This window comes from Bacillus sp. BK450 (genome assembly GCF_004364885.1).
Taxonomy (GTDB): Bacteria; Bacillota; Bacilli; order Bacillales; family Bacillaceae; genus Bacillus; species Bacillus safensis.
In genome coordinates this window covers 568,470-587,046 of sequence record NZ_SOBQ01000001.1, presented here as the reverse complement: position 1 = coordinate 587,046, position 18,577 = coordinate 568,470, and the positions used below count along the sequence as shown (strand labels likewise).

Annotated in this window: 17 protein-coding genes; 15 read left to right on the top strand and 2 right to left on the bottom strand. The window is 44.1% G+C overall.

Annotated features, from left to right (window positions below):
* Window positions 1-91 precede the first annotated feature (91 nt).
* The 8 genes from pdhA to EV579_RS02950 all read left to right on the top strand — a co-directional run bounded on the left by pdhA (window position 92) and on the right by EV579_RS02950 (window position 7,764).
* Window positions 92-1,075: a pyruvate dehydrogenase (acetyl-transferring) E1 component subunit alpha gene (pdhA, locus tag EV579_RS02985; protein WP_024424949.1), complete on the top strand. Its 984-nt coding sequence runs from the start codon at window positions 92-94 to the stop codon at window positions 1,073-1,075.
* Window positions 1,076-1,106: 31 nt separating this feature from the next.
* Entirely contained in the window at window positions 1,107-2,087 is a 981-nt protein-coding gene (locus EV579_RS02980) for an alpha-ketoacid dehydrogenase subunit beta (protein WP_034281944.1), read from the top strand.
* A gap of 17 nt (window positions 2,088-2,104) precedes the next feature.
* Complete coding sequence (locus EV579_RS02975; RefSeq protein ID WP_024424947.1) at window positions 2,105-3,436, top strand: dihydrolipoamide acetyltransferase family protein; 1,332 nt, start codon at window positions 2,105-2,107, stop codon at window positions 3,434-3,436.
* 12 nt (window positions 3,437-3,448) lie between these two features.
* Window positions 3,449-4,831 carry a dihydrolipoyl dehydrogenase gene (lpdA, locus tag EV579_RS02970; RefSeq protein ID WP_122631228.1) on the top strand — a complete coding sequence of 461 codons (1,383 nt, stop codon included), beginning with the start codon at window positions 3,449-3,451 and terminating at the stop codon, window positions 4,829-4,831.
* Between the two features lie 25 nt (window positions 4,832-4,856).
* Window positions 4,857-5,558 (top strand): SDR family NAD(P)-dependent oxidoreductase, encoded by a 702-nt coding sequence (locus EV579_RS02965; RefSeq protein ID WP_243837375.1) that lies wholly within the window; start codon window positions 4,857-4,859, stop codon window positions 5,556-5,558.
* Window positions 5,536-6,321 (top strand): SDR family NAD(P)-dependent oxidoreductase, encoded by a 786-nt coding sequence (locus EV579_RS02960; protein ID WP_133744060.1) that lies wholly within the window; start codon window positions 5,536-5,538, stop codon window positions 6,319-6,321. Before EV579_RS02965 ends, EV579_RS02960 begins: the two co-directional genes overlap by 23 nt.
* Window positions 6,322-6,414: 93 nt before the next feature.
* Complete coding sequence (locus tag EV579_RS02955; RefSeq protein ID WP_133743910.1) at window positions 6,415-7,371, top strand: sugar-binding transcriptional regulator; 957 nt, start codon at window positions 6,415-6,417, stop codon at window positions 7,369-7,371.
* Window positions 7,372-7,434: 63 nt separating this feature from the next.
* A complete protein-coding gene (locus tag EV579_RS02950; protein WP_034281483.1) occupies window positions 7,435-7,764 on the top strand; it encodes a bh protein in 330 nt (109 codons plus the stop codon).
* Window positions 7,765-7,937: 173 nt separating this feature from the next.
* Here EV579_RS02950 and EV579_RS02940 read toward each other — a convergent pair whose 3' ends face one another.
* Window positions 7,938-9,263: an APC family permease gene (locus EV579_RS02940; protein ID WP_133743908.1), complete on the bottom strand. Its 1,326-nt coding sequence runs from the start codon at window positions 9,261-9,263 to the stop codon at window positions 7,938-7,940.
* Window positions 9,264-9,592: 329 nt separating this feature from the next.
* On the opposite strand from EV579_RS02940, the gene EV579_RS02935 reads away from it, so the two are divergent.
* Window positions 9,593-10,549, top strand: a complete 957-nt coding sequence (locus tag EV579_RS02935) for a ring-cleaving dioxygenase (RefSeq protein WP_025092293.1) — start codon at window positions 9,593-9,595, stop codon at window positions 10,547-10,549.
* Window positions 10,550-10,582: 33 nt separating this feature from the next.
* Here EV579_RS02935 and EV579_RS02930 read toward each other — a convergent pair whose 3' ends face one another.
* Window positions 10,583-11,872 carry a S1C family serine protease gene (locus tag EV579_RS02930; RefSeq protein WP_133743907.1) on the bottom strand — a complete coding sequence of 430 codons (1,290 nt, stop codon included), beginning with the start codon at window positions 11,870-11,872 and terminating at the stop codon, window positions 10,583-10,585.
* A gap of 168 nt (window positions 11,873-12,040) precedes the next feature.
* On the opposite strand from EV579_RS02930, the gene proG reads away from it, so the two are divergent.
* The 6 genes from proG (at window position 12,041) to EV579_RS02900 (ending at window position 18,432) form a co-directional block, all read left to right on the top strand.
* Entirely contained in the window at window positions 12,041-12,865 is an 825-nt protein-coding gene (gene proG, locus EV579_RS02925) for a pyrroline-5-carboxylate reductase ProG (RefSeq protein ID WP_133743906.1), read from the top strand.
* Between the two features lie 189 nt (window positions 12,866-13,054).
* A complete protein-coding gene (locus EV579_RS02920) occupies window positions 13,055-13,879 on the top strand; it encodes a M55 family metallopeptidase (RefSeq protein WP_133743905.1) in 825 nt (274 codons plus the stop codon).
* 18 nt (window positions 13,880-13,897) lie between these two features.
* On the top strand, window positions 13,898-14,833 hold the full coding sequence (locus tag EV579_RS02915; protein WP_024424621.1) for an ABC transporter permease: 936 nt from the start codon (window positions 13,898-13,900) through the stop codon (window positions 14,831-14,833).
* On the top strand, window positions 14,830-15,792 hold the full coding sequence (locus EV579_RS02910) for an ABC transporter permease (protein WP_024424622.1): 963 nt from the start codon (window positions 14,830-14,832) through the stop codon (window positions 15,790-15,792). Before EV579_RS02915 ends, EV579_RS02910 begins: the two co-directional genes overlap by 4 nt.
* A 7-nt stretch (window positions 15,793-15,799) precedes the next feature.
* Window positions 15,800-16,810, top strand: coding sequence for an ABC transporter ATP-binding protein (locus EV579_RS02905; protein ID WP_133743904.1), 1,011 nt, complete (start codon window positions 15,800-15,802; stop codon window positions 16,808-16,810).
* Window positions 16,810-18,432 (top strand): peptide ABC transporter substrate-binding protein, encoded by a 1,623-nt coding sequence (locus tag EV579_RS02900; protein WP_133743903.1) that lies wholly within the window; start codon window positions 16,810-16,812, stop codon window positions 18,430-18,432. The genes EV579_RS02905 and EV579_RS02900 overlap by 1 nt, the downstream gene beginning before the upstream one ends.
* Window positions 18,433-18,577: the final 145 nt, after the last annotated feature.

Below are 18,577 nucleotides of genomic sequence, written 5' to 3'. Positions count from 1 at the left end.
ATGAGAGAGAAATGCTTGACTTCGATGACACTTAAACGTATGATAATTACAAATGTAACACATAAGAACAAATGTAAAGGGGAGAGAAGAAATGCAAAAACAAATCACTTTGCCTGAACAGATTAGTCATGAGAAATTAGCAGATTTATATAAACAAATGTGGTTAGTGAGATATTTTGATGAAAAGGTCGATCAATTTTTTGCAAAAGGACTTATCCATGGCACGACTCATTTATGTGTTGGACAGGAAGCGTCAGCTGTTGGATCGATTGCCGTATTAGAAGATAAGGATAAGATCGTCAGCACACACAGGGGACACGGTCACTGTATTGCAAAAGGGGCCGAGGTTAATAAAATGATGGCTGAATTGTTTGGACGTGAAACCGGCTATTGTAAAGGAAAAGGCGGCTCCATGCATATTGCGGACTTAGAAAAAGGAAATCTTGGGGCAAATGGAATCGTTGGTGGCGGTATCCCGCTGGCAACAGGTGCAGCGCTCACATCTAAAATGAAGCAGGAAGGCTTTGTTGTTCTTTGTTTCTTCGGAGATGGCGCCACAAATGAAGGCAGCTTCCATGAAGCATTAAACCTTGCGTCTATTTGGGATTTACCAGTTGTGTTTATTTGTGAAAATAACCAGTACGGCATGTCTGGCCCTGTGAAAGAAATGATCAACATTGAAGACATTTCAACAAGAGCAGAAAGCTACGGAATGCCAGGAAAAACGGTTGATGGAAATGACATGGTCGAAATTATGAACACAGTTGATGAAGCAGTCAGCCGTGCGAGAGCGGGAGAAGGCCCATCACTCATTGAAATGAAAACATACCGCTGGAAGGGTCACTCTAAGAGTGATGCGAAAAAATACCGTACACGTGAAGAAGAGACAGAGTGGAGACAAAAAGACGGAATCAAACGCTTTAAGTCTCTCTTAATTGAACTGAATGTTTTGACAGAAGAGCAGGCAGCAAGCTTACAGGAAGAAGCAAAGCAGGAAATTGAAGCGTCTGTAGAATTCGCCAAAAACAGTAAAGAACCGTCAATTGACACACTATTAGAGGATGTATACGCCTAATTAGGAGGGGAATCACGTGACAAAAACAACAGTGAGAGAGATTTCATATTTAGAAGCCGTTCGAGAGGCTATGAGTCAGGAAATGAGAGAAAACCAAGATGTCTTCATTTTAGGTGAAGATATCGGCGTATATGGAGGTGCTTTTGGGGTCACGCGCGGCATGATTGAAGAATTCGGTCCAGAGCGCGTTCGCAATACACCTATCTCAGAGGCTGCCATCGCAGGTGGGGCAGTCGGAGCGGCTTTAACTGGTATGCGGCCGATTTTAGAACTTCAATTCTCTGACTTTATCACAATCGCAATGGATCAGCTTGTGAACCAAGCAGCCAAAACACGATACATGTTTGGCGGAAAAGGAAAGGTGCCGCTTGTCGTAAGAACACCAGCAGGATCAGGAACGGGTGCAGCGGCGCAGCACTCCCAAAGCTTAGAAGCGTGGATGGCGCATATTCCAGGACTTAAAGTGGTTCAGCCTTCAACAGCCTATGATGCAAAAGGACTTTTAAAAGCGGCGATGGATGATGACAATCCTGTCATTTTCTACGAGCACAAGCTTTTATATAAAACAATCGGTGAAGTGCCTGAAGAGCAATATTCCATTCCTCTAGGGAAAGCAGATGTGAAAAGAAGCGGGAAAGACGTCACGATTGTAGCAACAGCGATAATGGTACACAAAGCGTTAGAAGCGGCGAAGGAACTAGAAGCCGAGGGAATCGATGTTGAAATCATTGACCCAAGAACACTCGTCCCATTAGATGAAGAAACGATTATCGAATCTGTGAAGAAAACAGGTAAATGTATCGTCGTTCATGAAGCGGTAAAACGAGGCGGCTATGGCGGAGAGATTGCAAGTATGATAGCGGAAAGTGAAGCCTTTGACTACTTAGATGCTCCAATTAAACGACTTGGCGGTCTTGCGGTTCCAATACCATACAACCCAACGCTGGAAAAAGCGGTCATTCCACAAGTGCCAGATATTATTGAAGCAGCAAAAGAGCTTGTGCGCTCTTAAGTAAAGGGGAGAAGATCATGCCAAAAGAGATATTTATGCCGAAGCTGAGCAGTACGATGGAAGTCGGCACCTTGCTTCAATGGTTTAAAGAAGAAGGAGATTCGGTTGAAATCGGTGAGCCTCTTTTTGAAATTATGACAGACAAGATCAATATTGAGGTGGAAGCCTATGATGATGGTATTTTTCTAAAGAAATATTATGAAGCCGATGATCAAATTCCAGTTAATGCTGTCATTGGATACATCGGAGAGGCAAATGAACAGGTGCCAAGTGAACCGCCAGCACAATCAGATGAAGATTCACCAGGCAGCAGCGAATCGTCTTCATCAGACGCGGGTTCATCCAGTTCTAGTGAAAGTGAAGCCCCAAAAACACCTAATGAAAAAGTACGTGCCACACCTGCGGCGAGAAAAACGGCAAAGGATCATCATGTAGCGATTCATGAGGTATCTGGCACAGGACCTAAAGGCAGAGTTCAAAAGCGTGACGTCGAGGCGGCCGTCCACTCTAGTGAGAAAGATCAGCGCGTGTCACCACTTGCAGAAAAAGTGGCTGCTCGTGAAGGAATCAATTTAGCGAATGTTGCTGGATCTGGTGCACACGGAAAAATTATGAAGAGTGATGTAATGGCAGCAGCTGCACAAACAGCAGAGTCTTCTCCAGCGAAAACACAAAAACTAGCTGGCATGAGAAAAGTGATTGCTGACCGCATGTCACAAAGTGCCTTTACAGCACCGCACGTGACATTAACAAGTGAAATCGATATGACAAAAGCGAAAGAAGTACGCAAACAGCTATTGCCAGCGATTGAAAAAGAGACAGGCTACAGACTGTCGTTCACAGAAATTATCATTCATGCGGTCAGCAACGTACTCACACGTCACCCGCAGATCAATATGACGTTTGAACAAAATGAGCTCCATTTCCATGACGATGTGCACATTGGTCTCGCTGTCGCTGTAAAAGATGGCTTAATGGTTCCAGTCATTTCTCATGCGAACCAAAAAGGGTTAAAACAGCTGACAAAAGAGGCGAAAGAAATCGGCCGAAACGCACGTGACCAAAAACTGCTGCCAGACCAGCTGAAAGGGTCCACTTTTACCATTAGTAACTTAGGGATGTATGCCATTGATACCTTTACCCCGATTATTAATCAGCCGGAAGTGGCGATCTTAGGGGTTGGGCGCATTCAAGAAAAACCTGTTGTAGTAGATGGAGAAATTCAGGTGCGGCCGATGATGGGTGTTAGTTTATCGTTTGATCACCGAGTGGTAGATGGCGCACCAGCGGCTGCCTTTTTAACAGACCTTAAAAAAGTGCTTGAACAACCATTTGAATTGCTAATGTAGGAGATGAATCGGATGACGAAAACGTATGATCTGACAGTCATTGGCGGAGGGCCTGGCGGGTATACTGCCGCCCTTCAAGCAGCTGAGCGTGGACGGAAGGTCGCATTGATTGAAGAGGATTTTCTAGGCGGTACTTGTTTAAATCGGGGCTGTATTCCTTCAAAGACGCTGCTCAAACATGCAGAAGTCATTGAATCAATTGAGAAGGCGAAAAGCTGGGGAATTGAAACAGGTGATTTGGTCCTTTCCTTCGATAAAATGAGAAAGCGCAAAGATGACGTCATTGAAAAGCTCAGAGGCGGAATTGCCTTTTTATTAAAGCAAGGAAAGATTGATGTATATAACGGCAGAGGTACAGCTGTTACAAAGCACCGGATTGAGATTGAAAAGCAAGATGGGGCAGAATCGATCGAAACGAAAGAACTCATCATTGCTACTGGATCTTCACCTGCCATTCCGCCAATACCGGGCCTTAAAGACATTCAATTTGACACAAGTGATACGATCTTTGACATCCCAGATATTCCGGCTTCTGTCGTCATCATTGGCGGCGGTGTCATTGGACTTGAGCTGGCTTGTATCTTCCAGAGTCTTCAATCAAAAGTCACGATTATCGAAGCGGCTCCGTCTATTATTCCGCAAGAGGATGAGGAAGCATCTAAGCTGCTAGAAAGAGAGTTAAAGAAAAAAGGCATCCATATCGCGAAAAAAACCACTGTGACAGAGGTGACGGAAAGCGAAGGAATCAAAGCGGTTCATGCATCAGACGATAAAGGAGAGACGCATATCTTTACGGCTGAAAGACTGCTTGTTTGTGTAGGAAGAAGACCTAGCGTTTCTGCTGTCAGCCAGCTTGACCTTCAGTTGGATGGTCCTTTTATCAAGGTGAACGACAAGATGCAGACAAGCGTGGAAGGTGTCTATGCAGTTGGGGATGTCGCTGGCGGCTATCAGCTTGCTCACGCAGCGATGGCAGAGGCCGCTGTTGCGGTCAGTAATATTTGCGGTGTGTCTGAAAAAATGAATGCTAATATCATGCCTAGATGTATTTATACATTACCAGAGGTAGCAAGTGTTGGTTTAACTGAAAAAGAGGCAAAAGCCAAAGGACTTAACGTGCGGGCAGAACGATTTGATTTAGCAGCAAGTGGTAAAGCACTAGCGGCAGGCGAGCAAACAGGTTTTATTAAATTGGTATACGATACAGCCTATGGTGAAGTGATTGGTGCGACGATGGTTGGCCCGCACGTCACAGAGATGATTTCAGAAGCTTCCTCCTTTATGTATTTAGAAGGAACAGCAGAAGAGATGGCGAAAATGATTCATCCGCATCCGACCATCTCAGAAGGTTTTTATGAAGCAGCACTTGATATCGTGAGTAAGCTGAGAAAATAATGGCCAAACAAGGGATAGGGAGGAGATGCATGTGCACGTCCAGCTTCATCAGAAAGCGGCACTTGTGACATGTAGCACAGATGGATTTGGAGAAGCCATCTGCCTGGCTTTAGCCCGGGCAGGTGCACATGTTTTTTTACACACGTTTCATGATGAATCAAAGGCTAAAACCATTCGGGAAGACATTCAAAAAATGGGCGGTCAAGCGAGTATCATTCAGAACCCGCTGGAAACGCCGCGTGATGCCACACGGATGCTGAGGCAAGTGATTGATACATGCGGTAAACTGGATATTTTGGTCAATCAAGCTGAACAAGGAGCAGACGCGGAGCTTGATGACGTGAGCCCAGATGAGTGGGTAGATGAAGTGGAATCGGCTGTGAATACCGTCTTTCTTTCCAGTCAGGCTGCTGTATGGCATATGGTTGATCAGAAGCAAGGCTGCATCATTAATATATCGTCATCAGGCAGTATCACAGGTGATGGCGGGATCTCACATGCTACATCGAATTCTATGCTGAATGCCATGACAAAAGGGTTAGCGAGAGAATTTAAAGACAAAGGTATCCGGGTGCTTGCGCTGCTGCCGCCGCCTCTCGATTTGGTTCCTGATACAGAGCAAATCAAGGAGACTGTGGCCCATATGACGGTGTTTCTCAGTACATCCTATGGTGCATTTACAGATGGCGCGGCGATTATGCTTGATGGGGGTGAGAGTGCTGGCTAATGTGCAAAAACCAGTTCTCATCGTTGGCGGAGCCCAAGGGATCGGAAAAGAAATTGCTGAGCGATTTTTAAAAGAAGGGCACCAAGTCGCCGTGTCAGATATAGACGAAAAGGGACTTTCGCTCTTAAAGACACAGTATCCCCAGCTGCTGATATTTCAAGCTGACGTTTCATCGTGGGAAAGTGTTCAGCAAATGATATCAGCAGCTGAAAGGGAGCTGGGCGGTATTGCTCACCTTGTGTATTCAGCAGGAATGACAAAATCACTGCCTTTTTTAGAAGTCGATTTTTCACTTTGGAAAAAGACACTGGCTGTGAACTTATATGGTCTTTACTATTGCATTAAAGCGTTGGCACCCTATATGTGTGAGCGGCAGGAAGGCAGTGTTGTCATTATTGGATCGGGATCGGCAATCACCGGATCAGGCGGCGGTATTCAATATTATGCATCAAAAGCAGGGGCTTTTGGATTGATGCGTTCGCTCGTAAAAGAACTAGGTTCGCATCATATACGCATCAATGTGATTGCCCCCCGCGTCATTGAATCTCAAATGCTTGATACGCTCTATCCTACTGTAGAGGAGAAACGGCAGCTGCAATCACTCATTCCCATCGGAAGATTAGGAAAGCCTGCGGATATTGCAGGACTCACTTTATTTCTCACACGTAGCGAGGGGAGTTATTTGCACGGACAAATTATCCTGTTAGACGGAGGGAGAACGTATCAGCCGAAATATACTGAGGGAAAAAGAGCGGAGAGTTAATCGCTCTTTTTGTCATTTTCATAACAATTGTTCCAATTGGAAACGAATGTTTGGTATACTGGTAATCATAGTATATTAAAAGGATGATGTCACATGCTGAATTGGGAAGAAAGACGACAGCTCGTCAAAGTTGCTCATCTTTATTATACAGACGGGTGGACGCAGCAGGAAATTGCAAAAAAGCTCAATGTCTCAAGACCAGTCATTTCAAAGCTCTTACAAAAAGCAAAAGATGTGGGAATCGTTGAAGTGTACATTAAGGACGAAAGCATTCATACGGTGGAACTTGAAAAGCAGCTAGAAACAGCCTTTCAATTAACAGATGCGGTCGTTGTCCCAAGTGTCGGGACAATGTCTGAGATGGTGAAGCGGGCAGTCGGTCAAGCAGGCGCCTATTATTTGTCTAAAAACATGAAAAATGCGGAGAAAATTGGTATTTCATGGGGCACGACGCTTGCTGAGCTTGTCAAAGAATATCCTTTTGAACGAAGAAATGATGTGAAGGTCATTCCTTTAGAGGGCGGAATGGGCAGGCAGGCGGTCGACATTCATGCCAATCAGCTGGCATATGAGCTGGCAAAGAAAATGAACGGCACGTGTTCCTATTTATATGCCCCTGCGATTTTAGAAACAGAAGAATTAAAAGAACGGCTGATGGCGATGCAGGACATAGAAGCTGTGCTTGAAGAAGGCAGAAATGTGGATATTGCCCTCATCGGTATTGGCAACCCGCATAAAGGGTCAACTTTAAAAACAGTCGGTTATTTAAAAGAAGAGGACTTATCTGGTTTAAGGCAATCAGGGGCTGTCGGTGATATTGGCTTTCGTTTCTTTGATGGAGAAGGAAAACCTGTCCAAGATGAACTGAATCAGAAGGTCATTGGCTTATCGCTGGAACAATTAAAGAGCGTCAAAACGGTCATCGCTGTTGTAGAAGGAACCCATAAAGCTGAGAGCATTTTAGGGGCTTTAAATGGCGGCTTCATCCAAGTACTGGTGACAGACGAACTAACGGCGGCAGCCATTTTAAAGGAAGCATCCGTTCAATAAAAGACTGGCAGCGTTCGAATGATATAACAAGAGCAACATCAAACGAGAAAGGAGCTGTGTATCTTGAAGCAAACCGAAATGGAAGCAAACCTACACTGTACTCGGTGCCAAGAAGAGACCCTCCACAGCATCGTTTATGTGAATGATCAGATGAAAAGCGTTGAGTGTACAGAGTGTCATCAAAAGATCAGTGTGCAAGTCGACATCATGAAGGAATTTTACAAGGAAGTATACGAGAAAATAGCAACAAAGCCAAAGCGGATCACGCAGGAATATAAGTCGAACCTGAATGGATTTATCTCAAGACTCCCAATCCGCGTGCTTAGTAAGCCATACCGGCTCATGAGATATTTAAACGAATCATACAAAGTGATCAAACAATATAAAAAGTGAAGCAGAGACCGTTTAGCGCTCTGCTTCAGCGTGTAGGCAAACTCTCGCATTTTTTGTCAGTCCTCAGTTCCTGTGCTCACGCATTTCACATTCTCTCCGCTCCGGTACTCGTCTTTCCTACACTGCAAAGGTTTTCTATTACGCTGAGAAGAAAGAAAAAAAGCAGAGCACTGTTAGTGCTCTGCTTTTTTTTGTGCTTTTTTCATATAATAATAAATAGGCAGTCCGGCCATCCCGATCAGCATGGAGATCAGGCAGCTTTTCCAATCGGTGATCATGGTGCTGATTAAAACGAATAATGAACCGATAATCGCAATGATCGGTGTCAGTGGGTAAAGTGGTACACTGTACGCACGCTTCATTCCGCTGTTTTGTTTTCTCAGCTTAAAGACGGCGAAAAAGGCCATGACATAAAAGATGTAGATCATGAAAATCGACACCTCAGACAACTTCTCTGGATTACTGACGATCATAAACACAATGGCGATCAAAATTTGCACAAATACAGCGATCCAAGGTGTTTTAAACGTTGGGTGAATCCGCGAAATCGCGTTGGCGAAAGGAATCTGCTTTCGTTCTGCCATCGCAAAAATCACACGTGGGAATGAAAGAACCTTTCCGTTCAAACAGCCAAAGATACTGATGATGATCCCAATACTAATGATTTTCCCGCCAATTGGTCCAAAGAGCATGGTAGCAGCAGTGCTTGTCGCATTTTCACCTAACTGGACGATTTGATCAGCTGGCAGCACGTGCAAAAGTGCGACATTAATAAAGAGATAACAAGCCGTCACGATTAAAATTCCGCCTGCCATCGCGCGAGGAAGCAGTTTCTCAGGGTTTTTCATTTCACCACCAAGCGCAGCAAGTAAAATCCAGCCATCATAGGCAAACAGCGTAGCCAAAATCGCTGCACCGAAGTTCATTTGAGCGATACTATCGTTGACGGCCATGAAGATGTTTTCGTTACCTTTCCATATGCCAAATACAATAATCGCGGCAATTGGGACAAGCTTTCCGATAGTGGTCAGCCCCTGAACAAATCCGCCGTATTTTGTTCCCATGATGTTAATGATACATAAAAATAAAACGGTGATAATGCCGATCGTTGTAGACCATAAAGTCGAAAGAGAAAATAAATTGGCTAATAATGAACCAAAATAAAGACCAAGTGCACCAATGATGGCGGGTCCGTAAATAATAATCTGCACCCAGCCGCATAAATAGCCCCAAAATTCACCATACACTTCTTCAAGATAGGCGTACAAACCGCCGGTTCTCGGGATTTGTGTACCAATTTCAGCGACAGTCAGTCCGCCTGCAAGGGTTAAGATCCCACCTAACAGCCAAGCGAATAATGCGATGTCTGAGCTTCCTGAATAGGAAACGACGTTGCCTGGCTTCATAAAGACGCCTGACCCGATAATGGTCCCGATGACAAGAGATAGGGCGAAAAATAAGCCGATGTCTTGTTTTAACGCTGGTTGTTCTTTGTTCATTACACACGACCTCCTGCATCACTTTCGTACGTTACTGTGACATGTATTTTGTTCATTGTAATACGATTTTAGGAAAACAAGAATTAAAAAAATTTTCTGATTTTCGTATTTGTATTTAAAAGTGTTCTTTTATTGGAGATATTAGGGTAAATGTTGTGTTAAAAACGAACAATGAAAGTTTATTTTTGATTTAATGTTAATTTAATGACCGGAAACCGAACATCCAGTAAACGTGCAGTCAAATGGTTGACTTTTCTTGAAAAATGAACTATTTTATTCATAAGGATATTATCTCGAATTCGAGATAATTTAAAATAGGAGTGAAAATAATGAAAATCAATGGGATTCACCACGTATCTGCGTTAACAGCCAATGCTCAGAAAAATGTTGATTTCTACCGCCAAATCCTTGGCTTGAAACTTGTAAAGAAAACAGTCAATCAGGATGACCCGTCTATGTATCATTTGTTTTATGGAGACGAGGTCGCTTCACCAGGAACAGAGCTTACATTCTTTGAAATTCCAATGCTTGCCCGCCGTTTGGAAGGGACAAATGCGATCACAAGCACAGGTCTTCTCGTTTCTTCTGAAGAGGCACTCACGTTTTGGGAAAAGCGGTTTGAAGATAAAGGCGTGCAGCAAGAAACAGCTTCCTTGAGAGGCGGAAGACCTGCTTTGCGTTTTAAAGACCCAGAAGGGCAGCAGCTGTTTTTAACAGTAGAACCGAATACGCAAGAGGCAGGCTCACCGCCAGTGCATGACGATATTCCGGCAGAGTTTGCAATTAGAGGTTTAGGTCCAGTTGAATTAACCGTTGCAGAAGCTGATAAGACGATCCGTGTGTTAACGGACATCCTTGGTTTCACTGAAAGAGCACGTGAACAATCAAATGATGGTGAGATCGTGACCATTTTTGAGTCAGGAAATGGCGGTGCTGGAACAGAAATTCATGTGATCGAAAAAACAGAAGGGCCTTCTGAACGTTCCGGCAGAGGAAGTGTGCATCACGTCGCATTTCGCGTGAAAGATGCAGAGGAGCTTGAAAAATGGTATGAAAAAATCTCAAAAGCAGGCTTTACGAACTCTGGTGTTGTAGAACGCTTTTACTTTAAAGCTCTTTACTTTAGAGAGCCAAATGGTATTTTATTTGAAATTTCAACCGATGGCCCTGGGTTTACAGTGGATGAAGGGGTGGACGAACTTGGTGATCAATTAGCCCTTCCGCCGTTCCTAGAGCATAAACGAGCAGAAATTGAACAAAGACTAACGCCAATTCAGTCTTCATAAAAAAACAGCTCATCAACTGAGCTGTTTTTTTTATTAGGAACTGACCTGCTTAGATTCAGATTGTGTTAATGTGACTTGCTTTGTTTTTTGTTTTCCGTTTCGAATGAGGGTGATGCTCACGGTGTCTCCTACTTTTGCATTCGTGTATAGCTCATGACGTAATTCACTGCCAGTTTTGATTTGTTTCCCATTGATGCCGGTAATGACATCCTCTGACTTTAAGCCAGCTTTGGCGGCAGGTGAACCTGCGGCGATATCTTTGACGTACACGCCTTGATCGAGCTGACTGCTTTTAAGTCCGAGAGTTTCTTTTTGATACACATCTGGAACTTGTTCGAGATCCAGCATGCTGATGCCGATATATGGACGTTCAATTTTTCCTTTTGTGAGAAGCTGATCAGCGATTGGTTTGACATCATTGATTGGCAGTGCGAACCCAATGCCTTCAACACCTGTTTCAGAGATTTTCATACTCGTGATCCCCACAACCTTTCCGTCTGTCGTCAGAAGCGGACCGCCGCTGTTACCTGGGTTAATAGCTGCATCTGTTTGAATGACATTAATGCTGCTTTCGCCTGCTGATGTGTTCATAGAGACTGTTCGGTCGACGCCGCTGACAATTCCTTGTGTCACCGTTCTTGAAAGATCTTCACCAAGCGGGTTTCCGATCGCAATGACGGTTTCCCCAGCACGCAGTGAGGAGGAATTGCCTAATGCCGCCACCTTCGTCACATGACTGCTGCTAATTTCCACAACGGCTAAGTCAGTGAGCGGATCAGCTCCAACCAGTTTTCCTTCAATGGTTTTGCCATCGTGTAAGGATACGGTTAGTTTGTTTGCACCTTCAATGACGTGGTTGTTTGTTAAGATATAGGCTTTATTGCCTGATTTTTTGAAAATGACTCCTGAGCCTGTACCGGTTTCTTCCTCTTGACTGCTTTTGTTTTGCTGTGATTCATCGAAAGGCGTACTGAAATCGCCAAAGCTCGTGTCTGTTTGAGTTTGCGCTTGGTAGTTTGTAATGCCGACAATAGCTGGTGATACATTTTCGACCATACTGGAGATGCTGCTTGATGAAATTGATGTTTGGACGGCTGTTGTTTTTGACGAATTCGTGTGATTTGTCGATACTGCTTCAGTTTTCGCTGCCGAATCATTTGCGGTGCTGTCTGATGAATGCTGAGCATATGGCGTAAGAACGTAGACACCTAACGCTAATGTACCGCCTACAACACCGCTGACAAATGGCTTAAACCAGCCGTTTGGCTTTTTCTGTTTTTGAGGTTGTTCAATTATTTGTTTGTCATCTTTGTGCTCTGTCATTTCAATCACTCTCTTTCAATGATTTTTTCATGTATGTGTTTGGGTGTTTTACCGTATGTGGTGGGGACTGACTTTATCGTATGAAAAAAGTGTGGGATAAAAATGAAAACATTGTGGGAAATTGTTAAAATAAGTAGTGAATCTAAGCAAGATAGAGGAGATTAAACTGTGGAGACAATTGGAATCATTGGATATGGAAGTATGGCTGATATGATGGTGCAAAAGTGGCTGGAAAATGGGGTGCTGGATGCTCATCAAATCATGATCCATACAAGAAGTGAAACGGAGCGCCTTCATCAGCTCAAAGAAAAGCACCAAGAAATCAACATTTGTTCATTAGACGAACTTTCTGCGTCATGTGATATATTGTTTGTCTGCGTGCCGCCGCTTGCTGTACTAAATGTTCTGGATCAGCTGCCTTCTAAAGGGAGAGCGGTACATATTGTGTCAGTAGCAGCAGCTGTGACATTAGAAAAGTTACAGGCGCATACAGCGCAGCCAGTATCCAGATACATCCCAACGCTCACGTCAGCTGTTGGGACAGGCGTATCACTTGTTGCGCATGGTGCAGCCGCAGGACGTGAGGACAAGGAGCGTTTGCACCGGCTGCTTTCAGCTTTTAGCATCGTGAGGGAGGTAGAGGAAGACCGGATTGATGCGGCGAGCAATTTGACAAGCTCATCTCCTGGTTTTATCGCTGCTCTTTTTGAAGAAATGGCGAAAGCGGCTGTGAGAAATAGTGATCTTTCCTTAGAGGAAGCGAATGAATTTTTAACGTATGCCCTTTTAGGAACTGGCCAGATCCTCGTAGAACGAGGCCTAACCTTTGCTGAAACTGTCGATAGAGTGGCGACAAAAGGGGGAATTACAGGAGAAGGTGCTGAGGTCATTCAACAGCAGGCACCTCAGATGTTTGATGATTTATTTACACAAACCATGAAGAAATATGAACAGCTGAAATCGCAGATTAACGAAGCGGATAAACACCACTAAAGACATAGTTAGTGGTGTTTTATTTGTTAAAAAAATCCTTTCTAAAAAAGCCGTTTGACCTGTATTATCTGAGTCTAAACTCCTTATTTTCGGACATTGTATTGAAAAATCAATCAAGTTCTCATATAATTTTTTAGAAAATTTAGAAAAATATACACAAATTTTATGTTTAATTAAAGGGGGATGGGAATGAAGCTCTATCTATCTGTCGATATGGAGGGAATTACTGGTCTAGCTGATCATACATTTGTTGATTCACGCCAGCATAACTATGAGCGTGGCAGACGCATTATGACCGGTGAAGTGAACGCCTGTGTAGAGGCGCTTGTCCAGCATGGTGCCACCGACATTTTGGTGAATGACAGTCATTCTAAAATGAATAATCTTTTGATCGAAGAACTGCATGAAGAGGCAGTTCTCATATCAGGTGACGTAAAGCCTTATTCAATGGTGCAAGGATTGGATCAAACCTATGATGCAGCTGTTTTTTTAGGCTATCATGCAAGGGCATCAATGAAAGGTGTGATGTCACACAGTATGATTTTTGGGGTCAGACATTTTTACATAAATGATCATCCAATTGGTGAAATGGGCTTTAATGCGTATGTTGCAGGCTACTATGGTGTGCCGGTGATTCTTGTTTGCGGGGATGATCAAGCAGCACTTGAGGCAGAAAAGCTGATGCCTGGTGTGAAAACAGTGGCAGTGAAAGAAACCATCTCAAGATCTGCTGTGAAATGCTTACCTCCTGCCAAAGTCAATCAACAAATCTTGCAGCAAGTGGAAGCCGCGATGAAACAGATTGATCAAATGAAGCCGCTGACGCCTCCTGATCAGCCGCTGCTTAAGATTGAGTTTGCCAATTATGGACAAGCTGAATGGGCGAATTTAATGCCGGGTACTGCCATCATAGAAGGAACAACGACGGTGACATACCAAGCAGACAATATATTAGAAGCCTATCAAGCGATGCTTGTCATGACAGAGCTTGCCGCACGTACAACATTTTGTTAAGCGAGGGGGAGACAGCAGATGGCCAGCTTTTTGCTCAAGCGTTTTATTGCGATGATTGCTACGATCTTAACGATTACGACTTTAACGTTTATTTTAATGAAGGTCATCCCAGGATCGCCTTTCAATGAAGAACGAAATACAAACGAAACCGTCCAGCGAAACCTCGAAAGCTACTATCACTTAGACGAACCACTCTATGTTCAATATGTCATCTATTTAAAATCTATTGTTACCTTTGATTTTGGTCCTTCCATTAAAAAGCCTTCTGAAAGTGTCAATGATCTATTGGCGAGAGGCTTCCCAGTCTCATTAGAACTTGGTCTTATCTCAATATTGATTGCTGTTATCTCTGGTATCCTGCTAGGGGTTATGGCTGCCCTCCGGCATAATGGTTTGATTGATTACATCGCCATGACGATTGCTGTATTCGGTATATCCATTCCAAACTTTATCTTTGCTACCTTATTAATTCAGCAGCTTGCTGTCAATTTGAAGCTCTTTCCTACAGCGATGTGGACAAGTCCAATGCATATGGTGCTGCCTACAATCGCCCTTGCTGTCAGCCCAATGGCCATTATCGCCAGGTTAACGAGATCGAGCATGATTGAAGTGCTGTCGCAAGACTATATCCGTACGGCCAAAGCAAAAGGACTTTCTCCCTTTAAAATTGTATTTAAACATGCGCTTCGAAATGCACTTTTACCCGTTGTAACCATTCTTGGAACACTTGTCGCAAGTATTTTAACAGGAAGTTTTGTCATTGAAAAAATATTTGCCATTCCTGGAATGGGAAAATACTTTGTCGAGAGCATAAACAACCGTGATTATCCTGTCATCATGGGAACCACTGTTTTTTACAGCATTATTTTAATCACACTTCTCTTCATTGTCGATGTGGCGTATCGTCTCCTTGATCCAAGGATTCAGCTGCATCAGAAAGGAGGAAAGGCATGAGTATACACCTTCAGCATGATCCACCGAACAGGCATCCTGAAGTGCCGGACGAATGGTTTTCTCCACGAGAGCAAAAGAAAACAGAAGCCCATGCCATTAAAAGACCCTCTCTTTCCTATTGGGCAGATACATGGAGGCGGCTGAAGCAAAATAAGCTTGCGATGTTTAGTCTATCGGTTCTGATTTTTCTTTTTGTCATGGCAGTCTTAGGCCCATTGCTTGCGCCAAATAGTGTGACAGAGCAGCGTCTTTCGATGCAAAATCTGCCGCCCTCAGCTGCTCACTGGTTTGGAACAGATGAGCTTGGACGAGATGTGTTTACTCGCACTTGGTACGGAGCACGCATTTCGTTATTTGTGGGTGTCATGGCAGCCCTGATTGATTTTGCCATCGGTGTGATTTATGGGGGCATAGCCGGCTATAAAGGCGGACGCTATGACCATGTCATGATGCGGATTGTCGAGGTGCTCTACGGACTTCCTTATTTACTTGTCGTCATTTTATTGATGGTGCTCATGGGGCCAGGGCTTGTCACCATTATTGTAGCGCTCACTGTCACCGGATGGATTGGAATGGCAAGAATTGTGAGAGGTCAGGTTCTTCAGCTGAAAAGCCAGGAATATGTCCTTGCCTCAAAGACCTTTGGTGCCAAAAGCCTGCGGATCATTCGCCGCAACCTGCTGCCGAATACGATGGGGCCGATTATCGTCCAAATGACCCTGACTGTGCCGACAGCGATATTTGCTGAAGCGTTCTTAAGCTTTCTCGGTTTAGGTATTCAAGCACCATTTGCAAGCTGGGGCGTGATGGCCAATGATGCTTTGCCGACTGTGCTGTCAGACAATGGACATTGGTGGCGTTTATTTTTCCCGGCATTTTTTATTTCACTTACGATGTTTTGCTTTAACAATTTAGGTGATGGCTTGCAAGATGCGCTTGATCCAAAGATGAAGAGGTGATGGCGCTTTGAAAAAAGTTCTACAAATCATCGATCTGCACGTCAGCTTTCGGACATACGGCGGTTCAGTTCAAGCAGTACGCGGAGTGAATGTCGATGTATATGAAAAAGAAACCTTAGCCATTGTGGGAGAATCAGGCTGCGGAAAAAGTGTGACATCACAAAGCATTATGAGGCTTCTGCCTGCATACAGCGCGCAAGTCGATCAGGGAGAAATCTGGTTTCAAGACCGCAACTTGCTTTCAATATCTGAGAAAGAAATGCGCGCCATACGAGGTGTCGATATTTCGGTGATCTTCCAAGATCCGATGACAGCACTAAACCCAACCTTGACAATAGGAGATCAGCTGATGGAGGCGGCGAAGGAGCATCAAAAGCTGACGAAAAAAGAAGTGAAAGAAGCCGCCATACAGATGCTTGATTTGGTTGGTATTCCGCAGCCGAAGGAGAGATTAAAGCAATACCCGCACCAATTCAGCGGGGGAATGAGGCAGCGGCTCATGATTGCCATGGCACTGATTTGTGAGCCAAAGGTGCTGATCGCAGATGAACCGACGACCGCACTTGATGTGACCATACAGGCACAAATTTTAGAACTGTTTAAAGAGATTCAGAGGAAAACAGGGGTTACCATTATCTTAATCACACACGACTTAGGGGTCGTAGCCCAAGTTGCCGACCGGGTAGCAGTCATGTACGGAGGGAAAATAGTTGAAACCGGAACAAGGCAAGATATTTTTTACAGTCCGCAGCACCCTTATACAAAAGGGCTCCTGCAATCCGTTCCAAGACTTGATATGAAAGATGAACTTATTCCGATTGAAGGAAGCCCGCCTGATTTATTTGCACCGCCAAAGGGCTGTCCGTATACCGATCGCTGCCCGGCTGCCATGAAAGTGTGTGATCATATCATGCCGCACGAAACGCAGCGGTCACCTACTCATACAGTGCATTGCTGGCTCCAGGATGAGCGAGCGAACCAAGCGATGTTATCTTCAACACAAAGGGGGAGTTTTTGATGAGAAAAAAAGGGTGGATCATTAGTGTTTGTTTGTTCATCATCATGCTGCTCGCAGGATGTACAGCCAATGAGCAAGCAGGTAAAGGATCATCAAGCAACAAGAATGAAAAGAAAGTATTAACCTTAAATAACGAAAACGAACCGACGTCATTTGACCCGCCGATTGGTTTTAATAATGTATCGTGGCAAGGTCTGAATAACTTAATGGAAGGATTAACAAGACTGAATGAAAAGCACGAACCATCTCCTGCAATGGCGGAAAAATGGGAGATTTCAGAGGATGGAAAAACGTACACATTTCATTTAAGAGACGGCATCAAGTGGTCGAATGGTGATCCAGTGAAAGCGAGTGACTTTGAATATGCGTGGAAGCGTCTGCTTGATCCGAAAACAGGCTCTTCTGCATCGTTCTTAGCTTACATGATTGAAGGCGGAGAGGCATTTAACAGCGGAAAAGGAAAGAAAGAAGATGTAAAAGTCAGTGCTGAAAATGACAAAACGCTAAAGGTCACACTGGCATACCCGCAGAAATCGTTCTTAAATATGACCGCAAACCCTGCCTTTTTCCCTGTCAATGAGAAGGTAGCAGAGAAGGATCCAAACTGGGCAAAGGATGCCAAAACCTTTGTTGGGAATGGACCGTTTCAGCTGACAGAATGGAAGCATGATGAGAGCTTCACTATGGAAAAAAGTGAGACGTATTGGGACAAAAAATCAGTCAAGCTGGATCAGGTAAAGTGGCTGATGATCAGCGATCGAAACACTGATTATCAAATGTATCAATCGGGAGATTTAGATACTGCCTTCGTTCCAGCAGAACAAAGTGAAAATTTGCTGAAAAATAAAGATGTACAAATTGAAGATCAGGCTGGACTATTCTTTTATCGTCTGAATGTGAACATGGAACCTTTTCAAAATAAGAACATTCGCAAAGCCTTACAAATGGCGATCAATCCGCAAGATATCGTGGATTATGTAACGAAAAATAAAGAGAAGCCAGCTCGCGCCTTCGTTTCACCGGGGATTCTAGATTCAAAGGGTGAGGATTTCAGAGAAGCTGGCGGTGATCTTGTCAAACAAGATACGAGTGAAGCTGCAAAACTATTAGAAAAAGGGCTGAAAGAAGAGAACTATTCAAAGCTGCCGCCCGTCACATTGACATATAGTACAAAGCCTGAGAACAAGAAAAAAGCTGAAGCCATCCAGCAGCAATTAAAAGAAGCGCTGGGTGTGGACGTGAAGCTTGCAAACATGGAAGCCAATGTATTTGCAGAAGATCAAAAGGCGCTGAAATTTCAATTCTCGCAAAGTTCATTTTTAGCAGACTATGCAGATCCGATTAATTTCCTAGAGAGCTTTCAAACAGGGAATGCGATGAACCGGACTGGATGGTCAAACGACACCTATGATCAGCTGATGAAAAAGGCGAGAAAGGAAGCAGATGAACAAAAAAGAAACAGCATCCTTCATGATGCAGAGGCACTTCTCATTGAAGAAGCACCGATCATTCCAATTCATTTTTATAACCAAGTTCATTTGCAAAAAGAGGGCGTGAAGGGAATTGTCCGCCACCCTGTTGGGTATATCGATTTGAAATGGGCACAAGTAGATGGAGAGTAATTGAAGGGAATGAGGGACACGGACATTTTGAACAAAAGCGTCTCAGCACGAGGACAAACCCTCGAATTCTTTGTCAGTCCTGCGCTTCGGTGCTCATGAATGTCAAATTCGCTCCGCTCTGATGCTCGTCCTTCCTAGGGCTGCA